Below are 18,211 nucleotides of genomic sequence, written 5' to 3' on the forward strand. Positions count from 1 at the left end.
ATGTCCTTTCCCCTGCTGACGGTGACGGCCGCGGTGCCCGCGGTCGGCGCGGTCCTCACGGCGGCCGTCCCGGCCGCCCGCAGGACCGCCGCCAAGTGGCTCGCGCTGCTCTTCTCGCTGGCGACCCTGGCCCTGGCCGTGCTCGTCGCGGTCCGCTTCGAGCCCGGTGGCGACCGCTACCAGCTCACCGAGTCCCACGCCTGGATCCCCGACTTCGGGGTCAGCTACGAACTGGGCGTGGACGGCATCGGGGTGGCGCTCATCGCGCTCACCGCGCTGCTGATCCCCTTCGTGATCGCGGCCGGCTGGCACGACGCCGACCCGCTGGAGACGAACTCTTCGCGCTGGCGGCCGACCCAGGGCTTCTTCGCCCTGATCCTGCTGGTCGAGGCGATGGTGATCATCTCCTTCGAGGCCACCGACGTCTTCCTCTTCTACATCTTCTTCGAAGCCATGCTCATCCCGATGTACTTCCTCATCGGCGGCTTCGGGGACCGTGCCCATGCGGGCACCGATGAGAACGCGGCCGCGCAGCGCTCGTACGCGGCGGTCAAGTTCCTCCTCTACAACCTGGTCGGCGGCCTGATCATGCTGGCCGCGGTCATCGGGCTGTACGTGGTCGCCGGGAACTTCTCGCTCCAGGAGATCACCGCCGCCCGCGCCGCGGGCACGCTCGACATGGCCACCAACACCGAGCGGCTGCTGTTCCTCGGCTTCTTCTTCGCCTTCGCGGTGAAGGCGCCGCTGTGGCCGCTGCACACCTGGCTGCCGAACGCGATGGGAGAGTCCACCGCACCGGTCGCCGTGCTGATCACCGCGGTCGTCGACAAGGTCGGCACCTTCGCGATGCTCCGCTTCTGCCTCGGGCTCTTCCCCGACGCCAGCAAGTGGGCCACGCCCGTGATCCTCGTACTGGCCCTGATCAGCATCGTCTACGGCGCGTTGGTCGCGGTCGGCCAGCGGGACATCAAGCGGTTGGTCGCCTACGCCTCGATCTCGCACTTCGGCTTCATCATCCTGGGCATCTTCGCGATGACCTCCCAGGGCCAGTCCGGCGCCACGCTCTACATGGTCAACCACGGGATCTCGACGGCGGCGCTGATGCTGGTGGCCGGCTTCCTGATCTCCCGGCGCGGCTCGCGGCTCATCGCCGACTACGGCGGCGTCCAGAAGGTGGCCCCGGTCCTCGCCGGCACCTTCCTGATCGGCGGCCTCGCCACCCTCTCGCTGCCGGGACTCGCGCCCTTCGTCAGCGAGTTCCTGGTCCTGGTCGGCACGTTCACCCGGTACCCGGTCGTCGGCATCATCGCGACCATCGGCATCGTGCTGGCCGCGCTCTACACCCTGGTGCTCTACCAGCGCACGATGACCGGCCCCGTGAAGGAGGAGGTCCGCACCATGCCGGACCTGCGCCTGCGGGAGGTGCTGGTGGTGGCCCCGCTGATCGTGCTGCTGATCGGCCTGGGCGTCTACCCGAAGGTGCTCACCGACATCGTCAACCCGGCGGTGCAGTACACCATGTCCGACGTGAAGCAGACGGACCCTGCTCCTGAAGTGGAGGCGGCGAAGTGAGCACGATGACTGCTGCCCACAGCCTGTGGACACTGGCGGCCTCGACGCCGGCCGACCGGATCCCGGCACCGAAGATCGAGTACGCCCAGCTCTCACCCACCCTGATCGTGGTGGGCGCGGCGGTCCTCGGAGTCCTCGTCGAGGCGTTCGTACCGCGCAAGTCCCGCTACTACGTCCAGGTGTTCATCGCCGTCGCCGCGCTGGCCTCGGCCTTCGCGGCGGTCGTCGGCCTCGCGGCCGGCGGGTACGGCTCCACCAAGGCGCACATCGCCGCGATGGGCGCGATCGCCGTGGACGGCCCGGCGCTGTTCCTCCAGGGCACCATCCTGTTGGCCTCGATCGTCGCGGTCTTCACCTTCGCCGAGCGGCGCCTGGACCCGGCCGCGCACGGCAACCGGGTGGACTCCTTCGCCGCGCAGGCGGCGTCCGTACCGGGCAGCGACAGCGAGAAGGCCGCGGTCAAGGCTGGGTTCACCACCACCGAGGTGTTCCCGCTCGCCCTGTTCGCGATCGCCGGGATGCTGATCTTCCCGGCGGCCAACGACCTGCTGACGCTGTTCATCGCGCTGGAGGTGTTCTCCCTCCCGCTGTACCTGCTCTGCGCCGTCGCCCGCCGCCAGCGGCTGATGTCGCAGGAGGCCGCGGTGAAGTACTTCCTGCTGGGCGCCTTCTCCTCCGCGTTCTTCCTCTTCGGCATCGCGCTGGTCTACGGGTACGCGGGCTCGGTCTCGTACGCGGCGATCGCCGACGTGGTCGACGGCACGGTCTCCCGGGTCGACCCGGCGCTCGCCACGACCATGGGCAACGACGCACTGCTGCTGATCGGCGGGGCGCTGCTGCTGATGGGCCTGCTGTTCAAGGTCGGCGCGGTCCCCTTCCACATGTGGACCCCGGACGTCTACCAGGGCGCCCCGACCCCGGTCACCGGCTTCATGGCCGCGGCGACGAAGGTGGCCGCCTTCGGCGCGCTGCTGCGTCTGCTCTACGTGGTCCTGCCCGGCCTGCGCTGGGACTGGCGGCCGGTGATGTGGGCGGTGGCCATCGTCACGATGCTGGCGGGTGCGGTGATCGCCGTGACCCAGACCGACGTCAAGCGGCTCCTCGCCTACTCCTCGATCGCGCACGCGGGCTTCATCCTGGCCGGTGTGATCGCGACCTCGGAGGACGGCGTCAAGTCCGTCCTCTTCTACCTGGGCGCGTACTCGTTCGTGACGATCGGCGCGTTCGCCGTGGTCACGCTGGTGCGCGACGCGGGCGGCGAGGCGACGCACCTGTCCAAGTGGGCCGGTCTGGGCCGTCGTTCGCCGCTGACGGCGGCGGTGTTCGCGGTCTTCCTGCTGGCCTTCGCCGGCATTCCGCTGACCTCGGGCTTCTCCGGCAAGTTCGCCGTCTTCTCGGCGGCGGCGGAGGGTGGCGCGGGAGTGCTGGTCGTGGTCGGTGTCATCTCGTCCGCGATCGCCGCGTTCTTCTACATCCGGGTGATCGTCCTGATGTTCTTCAGCGAACCGAAGGCCGACGGCCCGACCGTGGCCGTCCCCTCGCCGCTGACGATGACCACCATCGCGGTGGGCGTCGCCGTCACCCTGGTGCTGGGCCTGGCGCCGCAGTACTTCCTGGAGCTGGCGGGGCAGGCGAGCACGTTCGTCCGCTGACCCGGTCCGCGCATGCGTGAGGGCCCGGCTCCCCTTTGGGGAGCCGGGCCCTTCGGCTTACTGGGGGCGCCTGCGCTGTGGCGTGAGGGCGGTGAGGTCCAGGTCGACGGGGAAGGGGACGGAGACCTTCAGACGGTCGTGGAAGATCCCGGATGCGACGTAGCCACCACTGACCGGCTCGCGCTCGAAGACGTAGACGACCGCTCGGCCGTCCTTGTTCTCGACCCGCCAGTAGTGGGGAATGCCCGCCCGCGCGTACTTGACCGGCTTGGTCTCGCGATCCCGGTCGATCGACTCCGGAGACACGACCTCGACGGCCAGCAGAACAGTCCCGGCAGGCAGGCGGGTCTGTTCGAGGTCATGGATGGCGTCGTCACGGAACACGATGACGTCGGGCTCGGGACGGTTGCGCCGGTCGATGTCGATGGTGAACTCCCGCAGGACCTCGAGGCCTTCCGGGACCAGCGACTGCAGCTGCCAGTTGAAGAAGTCGACCGCTCGTGAATGGAAGAGGGTCTGCGGACTCACGAAGATCAGGCTCCCGTCGATCAGCTCCGTGTGCGGAGGCAGATTCGGAAGCGTGTCCAGGTCGTCGGCAGTCCAGCCTCCCGGGGGCGGGATCGGCCAGCTGTGTTCCGGGTTCATCAGTGCTCCCATGAGCCGGAGTCTCGCGCGTGCACCCAGCGTATCCCCGGGCTTCCCGCGAAAGCCGCCCTTACGAGTGAGTCATATGCCCGGAGCATGTGAGGGCGGGGTTCCAGTTGTGGAAGCGGCCGGCCGGATTGTTCTCGTACGCCCACAGGTGGAGGTCGAAGTGCTTGGGCATGCCCGCCCAGTGGCCGGGCATCGGCCCGTCGAAGGGCAGCCCGAACATGCTCGGGCGGTCGTCGGCGGTCGTCAGGTCCTGGTCCCGGTCGCTCGACATCCACTCCACGGCCTGCAGCTTGCGCCGGCCGTTCCGGTCCTTCTCCGTGCTGTAGAGGAGCGCCGTCGGCTTGCTCGGGTCCTTCGAACCCCAGTAGGCCTCCTTGACGTAGTGGTAGCCCATGGCGCCGACCCCGAACGGGTTCGTCATGCACGGCATGCCGTGCGGCACGTACCCGTCGGCCAGTGCCTGCCGCTCGTCCACGTACTTGGCCGTCACCCGGATCGCGGTGGCCATGTCCCGCATGGCCTGGACGTTGCGGGGGTCGGGGGCGGGCCCGTCGACCGCGTGGGCCGCAGGGACCACGGCCAGCGCGAGGGACGCTGCGGCGGCGCAGGTGAGGACGGTCTTCAAACGCAGTGCGGGCATGACGGCTCCTCGCGGTGGGGACGGACGGGACGGGCCGCCCGGCCCTTCCCGTCCGTCCACCATCCGACCCCGTCACGCCCTGCGCACGCGGGCTGCGCCCGGGTGGCGTACTGGGTGTACTAACGGGCGGCCGCGATGCGGCCGGTGACCTCGCCCAGGCCGATGCGCGTACCGCCGGCGCCCGGGGCCCAGGCCGTCAGGGTGACCGTGTCGCCGTCCTCCAGGAAGGTGCGCTTGCCGTCGGAGAGCTCGATGGCATCGCGGCCGTTCCAGGTCAGCTCCAGCAGCGAACCGCGCTGGCCCACCTCGGGGCCGCTGACGGTGCCCGAGCCGTACACGTCGCCGGTGCGCAGGGAGGCGCCGTTGACGGTCATGTGCGCGAGCTGCTGCGCGGCCGTCCAGTACATGGAGGCGAACGGCGGCTGCGCCACCTCCTGCCCGTTGATGGAGACGGTGATGCGCAGGTCGAAGCCGCCGGGGCGTTCGGCGTCCGCGTCGTCGAGGTAGGGCAGGAGCGGGAAGTCCCGGGCGGGCGGGGCCACGCGCGCCGGGTCCAGGGCCTCCAGCGGGGTCACCCACGCGGAGACGGAGGTCGCGAAGGACTTGCCGAGGAAGGGGCCGAGCGGCACGTACTCCCAGGCCTGGATGTCGCGCGCCGACCAGTCGTTGAGCAGGAACAGCCCGAAGACGTGGTCCTCGAAGTCGCCCAGCGCCACCGGCGAGCCCAGCTCGGACGGGGTGCCGACGACGAAGCCGACCTCGGCCTCGATGTCGAGCTTGACCGACGGGCCGAAGACGGGCGCCGGGTCGGTGGGCGCCTTGCGCTGCCCGGAGGGGCGTACGACGTCCGTCCCCGACACCACGATCGTTCCCGACCGGCCGTGGTAACCGATGGGCAGGTGCTTCCAGTTGGGGGTCAGCGCGTCCCCGTCCGGGCGGAACATCATGCCCACGTTGGTGGCGTGGTGCTCGCTGGCGTAGAAGTCGACGTAGTCGGCGACCTCGTACGGCAGGTGCAGGGTGACCTCGTCGAGCGGCAGCAGGTGCGGCTCGACGGTGGGCCGGTGGCCGGGGTCGGTGACCCACGCGGTCAGCGCGCGGCGCACGTCGCGCCAGGCGTTGCGACCGGCGGCCAGCAGCGGGTTGAGCGAGGGCTGCCCGAGCAGCCCGGCGTACGGGGAACCGAGCGCGGCGGCGGCCGCTCCCGCGTCGAGCACGTACCCGCCGATCCGCACGCCGATCCGGCGGCGGTCCTCACCGGCCGTCGAGAAGACGCCGTAGGGGAGGTTGTGCGGCCCGAACGGGTCGCCCTCGGGGAGATCGAGGGGGCTCTGCTGGGGCATGGGGTGCTGCCTCGCTTTCGACGCGGTCCGGGGGTGTCCCGGAAGCCGGTTGACACGTTACGTGGCTAGTGGGGCGTGCGGGAGGCCGGATTCGGGCGATATTCGTAGTACTTGTCCGAGGGGGTCCGTATCCTTGGCCGGGTGACTTCCGCCCTTCCTCAGGCCCTTCCCCATGCCTTGATCGCCACTGACCTGGACGGGACTCTGCTGCGCGCCGGGGACACCGTCTCCGCCCGCTCGTACGAGGCGCTCGCCACGGCCCGCGCGGCCGGCGCCCAACACGTCATCGTCACCGGACGCCCCGTCCCGCAGGTCCGGCACGTCCTGGACGACCTTGGATACACGGGGCTCGCGGTCTGCGGGCAGGGCGCGCAGGTGTACGACGCGGCGCGCGGGAGCCTGCTGCACTCCGTCTCCATGGACCGGGACCTCGCCGAGGTGGCCCTCGGCAAGATCGAGGCGGAGATCGGAGAGGTGTACGCGGCCGTCAACCAGGAGGGCCTGGACGCCGAGATGCTGATAGGGCCGGGCTACCGCATGTGGCACCCGCACCTGCCGACGGTCCGGGTGGCGCGGCGCGCCGACCTGTGGGCCTCGCCGATCAACAAGGTGCTGCTCCAGCACCCGGAGCTGGACGACGACGAACTGACGCGGGTGGCGCGGGCGGTGGTCGGGGACCTGGTGAACGTCACGATGGCGGGGGAGCACACGGTGGAACTCCAACCGCCGGGCATCGACAAGGCGAGCGGACTGGCGCGGGCGGCGGCCGTGCTGGGGGTGGGCGGGGAGTCGACGATCGCCTTCGGCGACATGCCGAACGACATCCCGATGTTCGCGTGGTCCGCGTGGGGGGTGGCCATGGCCGACTCCCACCGCGAGCTGGTCGCCGTCGCGGACGAGGTCACGCTGTCGAACGAGGAGGACGGCATCGCGGTGGTCTTGGAGCGACTGTTCGGCTGACCGCCGGTCGCCGGGCTCCGCCCCGCGACCGGCGGACGGCCGGGGCGTTTCCAGCCCCGCCGGCGTTTGAGGCGCGGGGGTTCGGGGGCGGAGCCCCCGACAGCGGCGCCGCACACGCATCCAGCCCCGCCGGCGCTTGAGGCGCGGGGTCCGGGGCGGAGCCCAGGGGCGCCCGCCAGGGCGGCTGCGCCCACCCGGCTAGCCCGCGCTGCGCGGCAACCGGCGTTCCCACGTGCGGTGGAAGACCACCTCGTCCCCCTCCCGGCACACCACCTCGTTCGACGTCAAGAAGCCGCCCGCGTCGCACGTGATCTCCGACCGGGTCTCCACCCGCGCGTCCCACCCCATATCCGGCCGGTGCAACCGGATCCGCCACTCCGAGCGCGTGCGCGCGGACAGCGGGTCCCCGTCGGCGATCTCGTACTCCTCCACCGCGTCCTCGCCGTACTCCAACCCGTCCGGGTACACCCGCGTGCCCCCGTACCGCGGGTCGACCTCCAGCCGCCACACCCCGCGCGCCACGTCCCGTACGACCAACCGCTCCGGCCGCGGTTCGTCGAGGGTGGCCGGGTAGGACACGCCCAGCGGCTCCGACTGTTCCGGCGCCTCGAAGACGATCCCCTCGTCGGCGGAGGACGCCGTGCGGACCGGGAGGGTCAGGATGCTGCCCGCCGGGTCCAGGATCCAGCCCGCCTCCGAGCCCGCCCGCGGCCAGATCCACGGCCAGTACGCGGACGACAGCGCGAGGCGGATGCGGTGGCCAGGCGGGAAGGAGTGCCCGATGCCGTTCAGCTCGAAGGTGACGTCCTCGTACGAGCCGACGGGCCACGGCACCGCCCGGTCCCGCCCCCGCCGGGCCGACAGGTTCAGCGCGCCCCGCGTGACCAGCGTCGACGCGCCGTCGGGGGCGACGTCGCACAGCCGCGCCACGACCTGCCCGTACGGCACGTCCATGCGCAGCCGCAGCGTCACCGACGGCCGCCCGAGGACCTCCACGGCCTCCGCGTCGGGCCCGACCCCCACCGGGAACTCGAAGCACGCCGACTTCGCGTCCTCCTCCCGCTGGTCCGGCGGCAGGTCCGCGTCGTTGCCGAAGGGGAAGAACCGGCCCGCGTCCAGCCCGGTGTGCTGCGGGGACGCGACCACCACCGGCGCGCCCTGGAGCCCGTACGGCACGGGCACGACGGAGGCGGAGGGCCAGCTCCGGTCGCCGACCCAGCGGCCCGGGAGCTCCTCGTACACCGTGGCCGGCGGGTGCGACCCGCTGATCCAGGAACGCAGCAGGGGCTCGGACATGACGCCGTTGTACGTGCCCTTGAGCCAGTGGTCCCACCAGCGCAGGGTCTCCTGGAGGAAGCCGATCGCCGGGCCCGGCGGAAGCCCCCGGTCCGGGTACTGGTGCGACCAGGGCCCGATCAGGCCGCGCACGCGCGAGGACGGCAGGTGGGAGACCAGCCGCAGCACGGTGTCCCGGTACGGGTCGTGCCAGCCGCCCACCGCGAGGACCGCCGCGCGGATCGACGAGTAGTCCTCGCAGACGCTGCCGTGGCGCCAGTACGCGTCGCGGGTCTGGTGCGAGAGCCAGGTGTGGACCAGGGGTTCGACCGATTCCAGCCGGTCCATCCAAAGCTGGCGCCAGCCGTCGCCGACGAACCGGGGGTCCGGTGGGCGGGAGGCGAAGGCCAGCATGGTGGCCGCCCACGCGTGCATGTCGACGGCGAGCACCGAGCCGCCCATGTAGTGGACGTCGTTGTCGAAGCGGTCGTCGGTCGAGCAGACGGTGACGACCGCCTTCAGCGGCGCGGGGGCCAGGGCCGCGATCTGGAGGGAGTTGAAGCCGCCCCAGGAGATCCCGAACATGCCCACGGAGCCCGTGCACCAGGGCTGCGCGGCCAGCCACTCCACCACCGCGACGCCGTCGGCGAGTTCGCGGGCGTCGTACTCGTCACCCGGACGGCCCCCGCTGCACCCGTGGCCGCGCACGTCCACCCGTACGGAGGCGTAGCCGTGGCCCGCGTACCAGGGGTGGCGCTGCCAGTCGCGGGGCGAGGTCCAGTCGGTGAGCCGGTACGGGAGGTACTCCAGCAGCGCCGGAACCGGCTCGTCCGTGACCGGGCGCCAGATCCGCGCGTACAGCTCGACGCCGTCGGGCAGCGGGATCCGGACATCCTCGTGGGTGGACTCGTACGGGAACTCGGTGCGGATGATCATGCGGCAACCACCTCGGTGGACGTCGGCGGACCTCAGTGGACGGGGTGCATCGTGCGCCGTAGCCACGGCGCGAGGGCGATGACGGCCAGGCCGACGGCGACCGCGACGGCGCCGTTGACGCCGAAGTACACGGGGTCGGGGACCGTGCCGTAGACCTTGACGACCTGCGCCTGGATGCCGTTGGCCAGCGCCAGCGAGAGGAACCACAGGGCCATCGTCTGGTTGCCGTAGGCCTTCGGGGCGAGCTTCGTCGTGGCCGACATGCCCGAGGTCTCCAGCAGGACGTCGCCGAGGCCGAGCAGCAGGTACGAGCCGACGATCCACCAGGCGGCCATCTCGTAGGCCTCCCCGCCGTGCCCCGAGGTCGGGATCACCATCAGCAGGAAGGACAGGCCGCCCAGGATCACCCCGATGGCGATCTTGTTCGAGGCGTGCGGCTGGCGGCTGCCCATCCGGGCCCACAGCGCGGCGACGACGGGGGCGAGCAGCACCTCGAAGGCGCCGAGCGCGGAGGCGTACCAGCTCGCCGGGAAGTCGAAGCCCAGGATCGTGGTCCGGGCGTTGGTCGACGCCAGCAGCATCATCGTCGAGTAGGCCTGGAAGAGGATGAAGTTGAAGGCGACCGAGGCCAGGAAGAGGACCGCGTACGGGCGCAGCCGCCCGCGCTCCTCGGCCGTCACCCGGGGGCTGCGGAACATGACGGCGAAGTAGACGGCCGGGGCGATCACCGAGACGAGGGTGAGCAGGTCGACGAAGCGGTCCATCGTCAGCCACCCGGCGAGCGCCAGGACGGTGGCGAGCGCGGCGAAGCCGAGGCAGCCGGCGATGATCTTCGTCACGGCGGAGCGCATGGCGTCGGGGGCCAGGGCGTACTCGGCCGAGTGCTTGCGTCCGGCGAGGTGGCGGCGGCCCAGCACGTACTGGACCAGGCCCGCGGTCATGCCGACGGCGGCGGCGGAGAAGCCCCAGTGCCAGCCCTTGTGCTCGCCGAGCCAGCCGGCGATCAGGGGGCCCGCGAAGGCGCCGATGTTGATGGCCATGTAGTAGAGCGCGAAGCCGGCGTCGCGCCGCTCGTCGGTCGTCCCGTACAGCTTGCCGACCATGCCGGCCACGTTCGGCTTGAGCAGGCCGGTGCCCGCGCTGATCAGGCCGAGGCCCACCCAGGTCATGGAGGCGGTCGGCACGGCCATCGCGTAGTGGCCGCAGGCGATCAGGACGCCGCCCCACAGCACGGCGCGGTAGGAACCGAGGATCCGGTCGGCGAGCCAACCGCCGGCGACGGAGACGAGGTAGACCATGGTCCCGTAGGCCGCCGAGACGGAGGCCGCGGTGCCCGGGTCCATGCCCAGGCCGCCGTCGGCCACGGTGTCAGCGAAGTAGAGGACGAGGATGGCCTGCATGCCCAGGAACGAGAAGCGCTCCCAGACCTCCAGTCCGGAGAGCGTGGCGAGCCCCCGGGGATGGCCGAGGAAGGCGCGGTCGTCGCCGGGCGGCGGCTGGTCGGCCGCCGGATCCGCGGGCCCGTCCATATCGGTCGTGGTTCTGGACAAAACGCATTCTCCGGTCGATTCGGCTCCTCACGAACATACCGGTGTGGTTCGGGCGGTGCGCGGGTGACGCCGGACGGGCCCTCTCCGTGATCGAAAACAGACCCGATACGCTGGGTTGAGTGATGGCAGCGACACGTCGACGATCCGGGTGGTCGTCATCGTGATCGTCAGCAGACAGGAGTACCCCTCGTGACCGTCGTCGGGCCGTTCGGACTGAGCGTGCGGGACCAGGCTCTTGAGACCGATGTCCAGGCCGGACTGGCCGCCGTCGAGGCGGGTCTGCTGGAGGCCACCAAGAGCGAAGTCCCCTTCATCACCGAAGCCGCGCAGCACCTCGTGCGCGCCGGAGGCAAGCGCTTCCGGCCGCTTCTCGTGATGCTCGCGTCCCGGTTCGGCGATCCGTACGCGCCCGGGATCGTGCCCTCCGCGGTCGTCGTCGAACTCACGCACCTCGCCACGCTGTACCACGACGACGTCATGGACGAGGCGGACGTGCGCCGCGGCGTGGCCAGCGCGAACACCCGCTGGGGCAACTCGGTGGCCGTCCTGACGGGTGACTTCCTGTTCGCCCGCGCCTCGCACATCCTGGCCGACCTCGGCCCCGAGGCCGTGCGTATCCAGGCGGAGGCCTTCGAGCGGCTGGTGACGGGCCAGATCCTGGAGACGGCCGGCCCGCGCGACGGCCGTGACCCGGTCGCGCACTACCTCGACGTCATCGCCGGCAAGACCGGCTCGCTCATCGCCGTCTCCGGCCGCTTCGGCGCGCTGATGTCCGGCGCCGACGAGTCCGTCGTCGACATCCTGACCCAGTACGGCGAACGGCTCGGCACCGCCTTCCAGCTCGCCGACGACGTCCTCGACATCGCCTCCGACGCGCACGAGTCGGGCAAGACCCCGGGCACCGACCTGCGCGAGGGCATCCCCACCCTGCCCGTGCTGCGGCTGCGGGAGATGGCGGCCAAGGGCGGGAACCCGGACGACCTGGAACTCGTCGCCCTCCTGGACGGCGACCTCACGGACGACGCCCGCCACGCCGAGGTGCTGACCCGCCTGCGGGCGCACCCCGCCCTGGAGCAGGCCCGCCGCGACACCATCCAGTACGCGGAGGACGCGCGGGCCATGCTCGCGCCGCTGCCCGAGAACTTCGCGAAGTCGGCCCTGGTCGAACTCTGCGACGCGGTGGTGCACCGCGCCGGCTAGTCGCGACGAATACCGGAACGGGCCCTTCCGCCCCATCGACCCCTACGGGTCGGGGTGGAGGGGCCCTTCTCGTGTCATCCCACGGTCGTACGCGCACTTGCGTCCGGGGAGTGACGCCCCGGCGCCGCCGTTTTGGTCAGATGGAGTCATCAACCCCACCAGATCGGGTGAGCGCGGCGACACGGGGGTCGCCGCCTTGGACACAGAGGGCAGGGCACTGACATGGCAGCGAACACGAACACTTCTCGCAAGATCGCCCGGTACGCCGTACCGGTGGCGGTGGCGGGTGTGGCCGCGGCGACCGTGGCGATGGTCCCGGCCTTCGCCAACGCCGGGAGCCCCGATCTGCCGAAGGTGACGGCGCAACAGCTGATCGAGAAGATCGCCGCTTCGGACGTGGAGCAGCTGTCCGGCACCGCCAAGATCAGCACCGACCTGGGCCTGCCGAAGCTCGCGACGGGCCTGCTCGCCGGCGTCGGCGGCGGTGGCGTCACCGGCGGCTCCGCCAACCCGGAGGATAAGGTCGCGCAGCTGGCGAACGGCACGCACACCTTCCGCGTCGCGGCCGACGGACCGGACCGCCAGAAGATGACCTTCCTCGACGGCAAGGACGAGTACAGCCTCATCCACAACGGCGACGACGTGTGGGGCTACGACTCCAAGTCCAACGAGGTCTTCCACGAGAAGGCGCCCCAGTCGGGTGAGGGGGCGGGCAAGGGCGCCGAGCACAAGAAGGGCGAGGGACTCCCGGCCTCTCCGCAGCAGCTGGCCCAGGACGTGCTGAAGGCCGCCGGCCCGACCACCGACGTCAGCGTGGGCGACACCGTGCAGGTGGCCGGCCGGGACGCCTACCAGCTGGTGCTCAAGCCCAAGCAGGCCGGCTCCACGATCGGCTCGGTCCAGATCGCCGTCGACGCGAAGAACGGCGTGCCGCTGCGCGTGCAGCTGCTCTCCAGTCAGGGCGGCAAGCCGATCGTCGACGCGGGCTTCACCAAGTTGGACTTCGCCAAGCCGTCCGCCGACACCTTCGCCTTCACCGCACCGAAGGGCGCCAAGGTGACCGAGGGCGCGGCCGGCGCCGGTCACGGCGAGAAGGGCAAGGCCGGGTCGGACGAGCACTGGAAGGGCGCTCTGGACTCCTTCCCGGGCCTGGGCGGCCTGATGGACGGTGCCGCGCCCGGCCCGGACGGCAAGGGGGGCAAGAACGGCGACATGAAGGTCCTCGGCGAGGGCTGGACGACGATCGCGCGCATCGACTCGGGCGCCGGCAAGGGCCTCCAGGACCTCGACAAGGCGGCGAAGGACAAGAACGCGCCGAAGCAGGCCCAGGAGTTCATGAACTCCCTCGGCGACAAGGTCAGCGGCAAGTTCGGCGAGGGCCGCGTCCTGTCGACGCGTGTCGTCAACGCCCTGATCACGGACGACGGCAAGGTCTACGTCGGCGCGGTCACCAAGGACGCGCTGGTGAAGGCGGCCGACGCCAACAAGTAACCGTATGTAGCGGGGATGTTCGAAGGGTGGGCCGGGGCTGTGTCCCGGCCCACCCTTCCGTCGTGACGGTGCCGCGTACAGTGGCCCCGCTGTACGGTGGTGGGATGTCGAGACACGTGACCATCCGCCTGGACGAAGAGTTCCACGAACGCCTGAAGGCGCGTGCGGCGGCGCTGGGGACCACGGTCACCGCGCTGATCACCGAGGTCACGGAGCGCGAACTCGACGAGGACCGGAAGAAGTTCCTCTCCGGCATCGAGGAGTTCGCAGACCACTGGGGCTACTTCCAGGAGCGGTTCGGCAATTGAAGATCACCATGGAGTGGGCCTGGACCGCTCTGGCCCACCACCTGCCGTCCGACCCCGCGGTGTGGGACCCCTCCGGGGTGGCCGCCGCCGTCGCCCGCCACCAGAACGACCTCGTGCTGGTGCCGGAACAGCCCGCCCCGGACACCGCGTGGCGGGCCGCCGCGTTTCTGCACACCCTCGCCGTGTGCCCGGCGCTGGAATCCCCGATGAACGAGTTCTACGCGGCCGCCGCGACCCGCTCGTACCTGCGCGTGGCCGGGGCCAGACAGCTGCCCTCGCCGGAGGAGCTCGGCGACCTGGTGGAGGCGGCGAAGCTGGGTCGGGCGGACGTCGCGGCGGTGGCGCGGGAGCTGCGCGCCCGCATGGAGGAACCGCTGTCGGCCTCGCTGCGGGCGTCCGCTGAGGACGCGTAGCCGCGAGCGCGTGGCCGCGAGCGCGTCATCGTGAACGCGTAACCGGTGCACGTGCGAGGCCCCGGCGCGATCCGAGGGGATCGCGCCGGGGCCGTTCGTCCGTCCGAGGGCGCGGGCTAGAAGGTGATCTTCCAGCTGTTGATGTAGCCGACGTCCTGTCCGGCCAGGTCCTTGGCCTGGAGCTTCCAGACCCCGTTCGCGACCTCGGCGGAGGCGTTGACGGTGTACGACTTGACCAGGTTGTCGGCGCTGCCGCCGGCGCGGTTGTGCAGGTTGTAGACCGTGCCGTCCGGGGCGACCAGGTCGACCACCAGGTCACCGATGTAGGTGTGGACGATGTTCACGTCGACCTTGGTGGTGGCCGGGGCGTTGCCCGTGACGCCGGAGACCGTGATCGGCGAGGTCACCGCGGCGCCGGGGGAGTCCGGGATGGACACGTCCGACGTGTTCTCGAAGGACGGGCCCGGCGGGACCGGAGCGGCCGCGCCGAGGTTCCAGATCGCGTAGGCGATGGCGTCGGAGTTGCGGTCCAGGGCGGTGTCGTTGATGTTCGTCAGCGAGTCGCACGAGGAGTGGTAGCAGCGGTCGAAGGCCTGACCGGAGGTGCCGCCCCACTTCTGCGCCTGCGCCGCCGTCTTGGTGTAGTCGGCGCCGGAGAACAGACCGCCGACCGGTATGCCCGCGCTCTTGAAGGGCGCGTGGTCGGACCGGCCGTCGCCCTCGGTCTCGATCTCGGTCGGGATGCCGAGGCCCGCGTAGTAGTTCTTGAAGGTCTGCTCGATGGTCGGGTCGTCGTCGTAGACGAAGTAGCCCGGGTTCGGCGAGCCGATCATGTCGAAGTTCAGGTAGCCGGAGATCTTCGCCTTCTCGGCGGCCGGCAGGTTGTTCACGTAGTACTTCGAGCCGACCAGGCCCAGCTCCTCCGCGCCCCACCAGCCGAAGCGCAGGTGCTTCGTGGGCTGGAGCTGCGCACGGGACACGGCGAGCGCGGTCTCCAGGATCGCGGCCGAGCCGGAACCGTTGTCGTTGATGCCGGCGCCGCCGGTCACCGAGTCCAGGTGCGACCCGGACATCAGGACCGAGTTGGGGTCGCCGCCCGGCCAGTCGGCGATCAGGTTGTAGCCGGTCGCGCCGCTGTAGGTGAAGGTCTGCAGCGTGGTGGTGAAACCGGCCGCGTCGAGCTTTCCCTTCACGTAGTCGATCGACGCCTTGTAACCGGTCCGGCCGTGGGCCCGGTTCCCGCCGTTGTTGGCGGCGATGGTCGAGAGCTGCGACAGGTGGGCCTTGACGTTGGCCAGCGGGATGTCGGGTGGAGTGGGGGCGGCGGTCACCGCGGTGGGGGCGGCGAGCGCGGCGGGGGCGGTGGCGGCGAACAGGCCCGCGACCGCGATTGCGGTCACGGCGGCAAGACGCCGGGAGACGGACAGGCTCATGTGGGGGCTCCGGTATTCCGCGGGGATGAAACGGAACGAGCGGTATCGAGCGGGTGAGCGTTAGTGCGTCAGTGCGAGCCTGATGTTCAGCGAGAGTATGACTGTCAGTCAAGACCACAATTCGGTCAGGGCAGTTCGGAAAACGGACGATCCCCGGTACGAGGGTCTCGTACCGGGGATCGTGAGAGCGGGGATGTGCGTGATGCGGAGCGCTACGCCGGTTCGCGCGCCGGGGCGGCCGTGACGACGGGCGCGGCGTCGAGCACGGCCCGCGAGCGCCGCGCCGTACGCAGCGCGTCCCAGGTCAGGAGCGCGAGTGCCGCCCAGACCAGGGAGAAGCCCACCCAGCGCTCGGGCGGCATGGCCTCGTGGAAGTAGAGGACGCCGAGCCCGAACTGGAACACCGGCGCCATGTACTGGAGCAGCCCGAGGGTGGACAGCGGGACGCGGATGGCGGCCGCCCCGAAGAACACCAGCGGGACCGCGGTGACCAGACCGGTCGCGGCGAGCAGCGCGGAATGGGCCGCCCCCTGCGTCGCGAAGGTGGACTGCCCCTGGGTGCTCAGCCACACCAGGTAGCCGAGCGCCGGCAGGAACAGCACGGCGGTCTCGGCGGTCAGCGACTCCAGGCCGCCCATGTTGAGCTTCTTCTTGATCAGCCCGTACGTGGCGAAGGAGCAGGCCAGGACCAGCGAGATCCACGGCGGCCGCCCGTACCCGACGGCGAGCACGACGACGGCGAGGAAGCTGATCCCGACCGCCACCCACTGCGCACGACGCAGCCGCTCACCGAGCACCAGCACCCCCATCGCGATGCTGACCAGGGGATTGATGAAGTAGCCGAGGCTCGCCTCGACCACCGCGCCGTTGTTGACGGCCCAGATGTACAGGCCCCAGTTCACGGAGATGATCGAGGCGGCGAGCGCGGTCAGGCCGAGCTTGCGGGGCTGTCGCAGAAGCTCCCGCATCCAGCCCCAGCGGCGCAGCGCGAGCAGCGCCACCCCGACCACGGCCAGGGACCACACCATGCGGTGGGCGAGGATCTCGACCGCCCCGGAGGGCTTGAGGAGCGGCCAGAAGAGGGGGACGAGCCCCCATATTCCGTACGCGCCGAATCCGTAGAGCAGACCCGTGCGCTGCTCGTTCTGTGCCTCCACGGGCCCTCCTGTACGACTTTTCGGCCAATCTCACGAAGGTAGCGCCGCACGGCCCGGATGTCACGACCGTTACGGGGAGATACTCATGACATTGTCGTGACGGCGCGAAGAAGCCCGGACCCCCTGGGCGGGGGATCCGGGCTTCGTCGCGGTACGAGAGGGGCCGGTCAGCCGACGACCGTCCACGTGTCGTTGCCGGTCAGCAGGGCGCCGAGGTCGCCCTTGCCCTTCTGGTCGATGGCAGCGTCGAGCTGGTCGGCCATGAGGGTGTCGTAGACGGGGCGCTCGACGCTGCGGAAGACGCCGATGGGGGTCTGGTGCAGGGTGTCGGGGTCGGCGAGGCGGGAGAGCGCGAAGGCGGTGGTGGGGCCGGTGGCGTGTGCGTCGTGGACGAGGATCGAGGACTGGTTCTCCTCGGTGACCTCGACGACGCGCAGGTCGCCGGTGGCGTGGTCGCGGACGACGCCCTTGTGGCCGTCCACGCCGAACCGGATCGGCTGCCCGTGCTCCAGCCGGATCACGGCCTCCGCGGCCTGCTCGTTGTCCTTGAGGACTTCGAAGGCGCCGTCGTTGAAGATGTTGCAGTTCTGGTAGATCTCCACGAGCGCCGTGCCCTGGTGGTCGGCCGCCTGCCGGAGCACCTCCGTGAGGTGCTTGCGGTCGGAGTCGACGGTGCGGGCCACGAAGGACGCCTCGGCGCCGATGGCCAGCGACACCGGGTTGAAGGGTGCGTCGAGGGATCCCATCGGCGTGGACTTGGTGATCTTGCCGATTTCGGAGGTGGGGGAGTACTGGCCCTTGGTCAGGCCGTAGATCCGATTGTTGAAGAGGAGGATCTTGAGGTTGACGTTGCGGCGCAGGGCGTGGATGAGGTGGTTGCCGCCGATGGAGAGTGCGTCGCCGTCGCCGGTGACGACCCAGACGGAGAGGTCGCGGCGGCTGGTGGCGAGGCCGGTGGCGATGGCGGGGGCGCGGCCGTGGATGGAGTGCATCCCGTAGGTGTTCATGTAGTACGGGAAGCGGGAGGAGCAGCCGATGCCGGAGACGAAGACGATGTTCTCCTTCGCCAGTCCGAGCTCGGGCATGAAGCCCTGCACGGCGGCGAGGACGGCGTAGTCGCCGCAGCCGGGGCACCAGCGGACTTCCTGGTCCGACTTGAAGTCCTTCGCGGACTGCCTGGCCTCCGCCTTCGGGACCAGGGAGAGCAGCTTGGGGACGTCGGTCACCTCAGTCATTGATGGCCTCCTTGAGAACCGTCGCGAGCTGCTCGGCCTTGAACGGCATTCCGTTGACCTGCGTGTACGACTGCGCGTCGACCAGGTACTTCGCGCGGATCAGGCTCGCGAGCTGCCCGAGGTTCATCTCCGGCACCACTACCTTCTGGTAACGCCCCAGCACCTCCCCGAGATTCCTTGGGAAGGGGTTGAGGTGGCGCAGGTGGGCCTGGGCGATGGGAGTGCCGGCGAGCCGGAGGCGGCGGACGGCGGCGGTGATGGGGCCGTAGGTGGAGCCCCAGCCGAGGACGAGGGTGTGGGCGCCGTCCGGGTCGTCGACCTCCAGGTCGGGGACCCGGATCCCGTCGATCTTGGCCTGGCGGGTGCGGACCATGAGGTCGTGGTTGGCCGGG

Annotated in this window: 15 protein-coding genes and 1 pseudogene; 7 read left to right on the top strand and 9 right to left on the bottom strand. The window is 70.7% G+C overall.

The window, feature by feature from the left end:
- Together ACFYYJ_RS26410 and nuoN are read left to right on the top strand one after the other, a co-directional pair.
- Positions 1 to 1,572: an NADH-quinone oxidoreductase subunit M gene (locus ACFYYJ_RS26410; RefSeq protein WP_385128537.1), complete on the top strand. Its 1,572-nt coding sequence runs from the start codon at positions 1 to 3 to the stop codon at positions 1,570 to 1,572.
- A gap of 5 nt (positions 1,573 to 1,577) precedes the next feature.
- On the top strand, positions 1,578 to 3,224 hold the full coding sequence (gene nuoN, locus ACFYYJ_RS26415) for an NADH-quinone oxidoreductase subunit NuoN (protein WP_385362476.1): 1,647 nt from the start codon (positions 1,578 to 1,580) through the stop codon (positions 3,222 to 3,224).
- 57 nt (positions 3,225 to 3,281) lie between these two features.
- On the opposite strand, the gene ACFYYJ_RS26420 is transcribed toward nuoN, so the two are convergent.
- From ACFYYJ_RS26420 to fahA, 3 genes are all read right to left on the bottom strand, one after another.
- A complete protein-coding gene (locus ACFYYJ_RS26420; protein ID WP_385367312.1) occupies positions 3,282 to 3,881 on the bottom strand; it encodes a Uma2 family endonuclease in 600 nt (199 codons plus the stop codon).
- Between the two features lie 58 nt (positions 3,882 to 3,939).
- Positions 3,940 to 4,518, bottom strand: coding sequence for a hypothetical protein (locus ACFYYJ_RS26425; RefSeq protein WP_385128535.1), 579 nt, complete (start codon positions 4,516 to 4,518; stop codon positions 3,940 to 3,942).
- Between the two features lie 119 nt (positions 4,519 to 4,637).
- A complete protein-coding gene (gene fahA, locus ACFYYJ_RS26430) occupies positions 4,638 to 5,861 on the bottom strand; it encodes a fumarylacetoacetase (RefSeq protein WP_385367007.1) in 1,224 nt (407 codons plus the stop codon).
- Between the two features lie 141 nt (positions 5,862 to 6,002).
- Between fahA and ACFYYJ_RS26435 the strand changes: the two genes are divergently transcribed.
- Positions 6,003 to 6,821 carry a Cof-type HAD-IIB family hydrolase gene (locus ACFYYJ_RS26435; protein WP_385128533.1) on the top strand — a complete coding sequence of 273 codons (819 nt, stop codon included), beginning with the start codon at positions 6,003 to 6,005 and terminating at the stop codon, positions 6,819 to 6,821.
- A gap of 198 nt (positions 6,822 to 7,019) precedes the next feature.
- Here ACFYYJ_RS26435 and ACFYYJ_RS26440 read toward each other — a convergent pair whose 3' ends face one another.
- Both ACFYYJ_RS26440 and ACFYYJ_RS26445 read right to left on the bottom strand, forming a co-directional pair.
- Positions 7,020 to 9,032 carry a CocE/NonD family hydrolase gene (locus ACFYYJ_RS26440; RefSeq protein ID WP_389135971.1) on the bottom strand — a complete coding sequence of 671 codons (2,013 nt, stop codon included), beginning with the start codon at positions 9,030 to 9,032 and terminating at the stop codon, positions 7,020 to 7,022.
- 32 nt (positions 9,033 to 9,064) lie between these two features.
- The gene (locus ACFYYJ_RS26445; protein WP_389136007.1) at positions 9,065 to 10,561 is read right to left on the bottom strand and encodes a peptide MFS transporter; all 1,497 of its coding nucleotides are present in this window, start codon (positions 10,559 to 10,561) and stop codon (positions 9,065 to 9,067) included.
- A gap of 210 nt (positions 10,562 to 10,771) precedes the next feature.
- Here ACFYYJ_RS26445 and ACFYYJ_RS26450 point away from each other — a divergent pair, with 210 nt between their 5' ends.
- The 4 genes from ACFYYJ_RS26450 (at position 10,772) to ACFYYJ_RS26465 (ending at position 13,994) form a co-directional block, all read left to right on the top strand.
- Positions 10,772 to 11,782, top strand: a complete 1,011-nt coding sequence (locus ACFYYJ_RS26450) for a polyprenyl synthetase family protein (protein WP_385133911.1) — start codon at positions 10,772 to 10,774, stop codon at positions 11,780 to 11,782.
- A 222-nt stretch (positions 11,783 to 12,004) separates the two neighbouring features.
- A complete protein-coding gene (locus ACFYYJ_RS26455; protein ID WP_389135975.1) occupies positions 12,005 to 13,273 on the top strand; it encodes an outer membrane lipoprotein carrier protein LolA in 1,269 nt (422 codons plus the stop codon).
- A gap of 104 nt (positions 13,274 to 13,377) precedes the next feature.
- Positions 13,378 to 13,581, top strand: coding sequence for a hypothetical protein (locus ACFYYJ_RS26460; RefSeq protein WP_384595905.1), 204 nt, complete (start codon positions 13,378 to 13,380; stop codon positions 13,579 to 13,581).
- Positions 13,578 to 13,994, top strand: a complete 417-nt coding sequence (locus ACFYYJ_RS26465) for a hypothetical protein (RefSeq protein WP_385133906.1) — start codon at positions 13,578 to 13,580, stop codon at positions 13,992 to 13,994. The genes ACFYYJ_RS26460 and ACFYYJ_RS26465 overlap by 4 nt, the downstream gene beginning before the upstream one ends.
- Before the next feature lie 116 nt (positions 13,995 to 14,110).
- Here ACFYYJ_RS26465 and ACFYYJ_RS26470 read toward each other — a convergent pair whose 3' ends face one another.
- From ACFYYJ_RS26470 to ACFYYJ_RS26485, 4 genes and pseudogenes are all read right to left on the bottom strand, one after another.
- Positions 14,111 to 15,427, bottom strand: coding sequence for a M28 family metallopeptidase (locus ACFYYJ_RS26470; protein WP_389135979.1), 1,317 nt, complete (start codon positions 15,425 to 15,427; stop codon positions 14,111 to 14,113).
- Between the two features lie 212 nt (positions 15,428 to 15,639).
- The gene (gene rarD / locus ACFYYJ_RS26475; protein ID WP_385133900.1) at positions 15,640 to 16,584 is read right to left on the bottom strand and encodes an EamA family transporter RarD; all 945 of its coding nucleotides are present in this window, start codon (positions 16,582 to 16,584) and stop codon (positions 15,640 to 15,642) included.
- A 167-nt stretch (positions 16,585 to 16,751) separates the two neighbouring features.
- Complete coding sequence (locus tag ACFYYJ_RS26480) at positions 16,752 to 17,819, bottom strand: 2-oxoacid:ferredoxin oxidoreductase subunit beta (protein WP_389135982.1); 1,068 nt, start codon at positions 17,817 to 17,819, stop codon at positions 16,752 to 16,754.
- Positions 17,812 to 18,211 (bottom strand): annotated as a pseudogene (locus ACFYYJ_RS26485) (2-oxoglutarate ferredoxin oxidoreductase subunit alpha); the annotation flags it as partial. The pseudogene ACFYYJ_RS26485 and the gene ACFYYJ_RS26480, both read right to left, overlap by 8 nt.

It is taken from the genome of Streptomyces sp. NPDC002467 (assembly GCF_042889825.1).
Lineage (GTDB): Bacteria > Actinomycetota > Actinomycetes > Streptomycetales > Streptomycetaceae > Streptomyces.